This is a genomic window from Desulfofundulus sp. (assembly GCF_049701015.1).
Taxonomy (GTDB): Bacteria; Bacillota; Desulfotomaculia; order Desulfotomaculales; family Desulfovirgulaceae; genus Desulfofundulus.
Map to the genome: position 1 here is coordinate 1 of NZ_JBNATZ010000364.1, position 1895 is coordinate 1895.

Genomic DNA, 1895 nt, shown 5'->3' on the forward strand with positions numbered 1-1895 from the left:
CTTTACAGCCGGGTGTGGGGCGGGGGGATCCCAGCAAGAGCAGGGATCTCAAAATGTGGTCAAAGTGGGTGTCATCCTTCCCTTAACCGGGACTGAAGCCATGTTTGGCACCATGGAGAAAAATTCTATGGAAATGGCCTATGAGGAGTTGAAAACAGCCGGTAAGACCACGGTTAACGGAAAAGAAATAAAATTGATATTTGAGGACGACCAGAGCAGGCAGGACGCTGCCAAAGCTGCTGCTGAAAAATTGATTAATCAGGATAAGGTGGCCATGCTCAGCGGGGGCTACAGTAGTGCCAATACCAACGTTATTGCCGGGACCGCTCAATCAAAGGGTATCCCTTTCCTCATTGTCACCGGTTCTGCCGACAAGATCACCAAACAGGGGTGGCAGTGGGTATTCAGGGGGACCGCAGCACCATCCAGCAAATATACTTCTGCCCTGTGGGATTTGTTTGACAAAAAGATTAAGCCCCGCAATGTAGCCATTATCTATGAAAATACCGACTTTGGTACCAGTTCTGCCGAAGCCTTCCGGGCTGCCTGTAAGGCCAGAGGGATCAATGTGGTTTTTGACCAGGGATACGAAAAAGGTGCCATTGACTTTAAACCCATGCTGGCCAATATGAAAAAGGCCAATCCGGACATTGTTTTTGCCGTTTCTTATGTAATGGATGCTTCTCTTATTGTTAAGCAAATGAAAGAACTGGATTTAAACCCCAGGCTGTTTGTAGGTGGAGCGGCTGGCTATACCATGCCGGAATTTTTGGAAAATGCCGGGAATGCCGCTGAGTATGTGGCTTCCACAACTCTGTGGGTTCCCAGCGTTTCCTGGAAGGGGGCCAGCGATTACTTTAAGAAGTACAAGGCAAAATACGGTAAAGAACCCGATTACCACGGTGCCCAGGCCTATGCTACCATGTACGTAATTGCTGATGCTTTGGGACGGGCCAGGGATTTCACTCCTGCAGGCATCCAGAAGGCCTTAAAAGAAACCGATCTGATGACCATCATGGGGCCCATCAAATTTGAGGACTGGGAAGGCTATACCAACCAGGATAAACCCACCACCTATGTAGTGCAATGGCAAAAGGGTAAGCTTGAGGTGGTCTGGCCTGAAGAGGCTGCTTCAGGAAAACTGGTCTTCCCCGTGCCAAAATGGAGCGAGCGAAAGTAAATATGACTTGTCGAGCAGGGGGTCCTTCCCCCTGCTCTTTAAAGCATGGGAGGTATAATCTCGCATGTCCTTGTTCTTACAGACAATCATCTGCGGTATTCTTCTTGGCGCTATGTATGCCTTGATTGCCATTGGCATGACCCTGATCATGGGTGTGATGAAGATTATCAATCTGGCTCACGGGGCACTGGTGATGGTGGGCATGTACATTACTTATTTTTGTTTTAAAGAATGGGGTATTGATCCTTACCTGGGCATGTTTATTTCTATGCCTGTTCTGTTTTTGATTGGTTGTATAATTCAAAAATACTTAATTAACCGCCTGGTGGAAGTTGATTCCATTTTGCCGGAAAACCAGGTTCTGTTAACTGTAGGCATTATGCTGGTTTTAACCGAAACGATGCGGCTGATCTTTAAATCGGATTACCGGTCGGTGGCGACCGGTTATTCCTCCAGCACCTTCTTTCTGGGTGATATATCCATAAGTATTCCCATGACCATTGGCTTTTTAATTGCCATGGTCTTTACCTGGTTATTGCATCTTTTTCTCACCCGGACAGATCTGGGCCGGTCTATCCGGGCAACGGCCCAGGATAGGGAGGCGGCCATTTATATGGGCGTCAACGCTCCCCGAGTAACGGTGATCACTTTTGGTATCGGTTCGGCACTTGCTGCTGCGGGGGGGTCCCTGTTGCTCCCCTTGTTTTATCTGTGG

2 protein-coding genes are annotated in these 1895 nt (G+C 48.3%); both read left to right on the forward strand.

The window, feature by feature from the left end:
* Window positions 1-1180: ABC transporter substrate-binding protein (locus ACPLUI_RS14405; protein WP_424660934.1), on the forward strand; the 1180-nt coding region annotated here is incomplete at its 5' end.
* Between the two features lie 64 nt (window positions 1181-1244).
* Window positions 1245-1895, forward strand: a 651-nt coding sequence (locus tag ACPLUI_RS14410) for a branched-chain amino acid ABC transporter permease (protein ID WP_424660935.1), incomplete at its 3' end; no start/stop codon positions are given.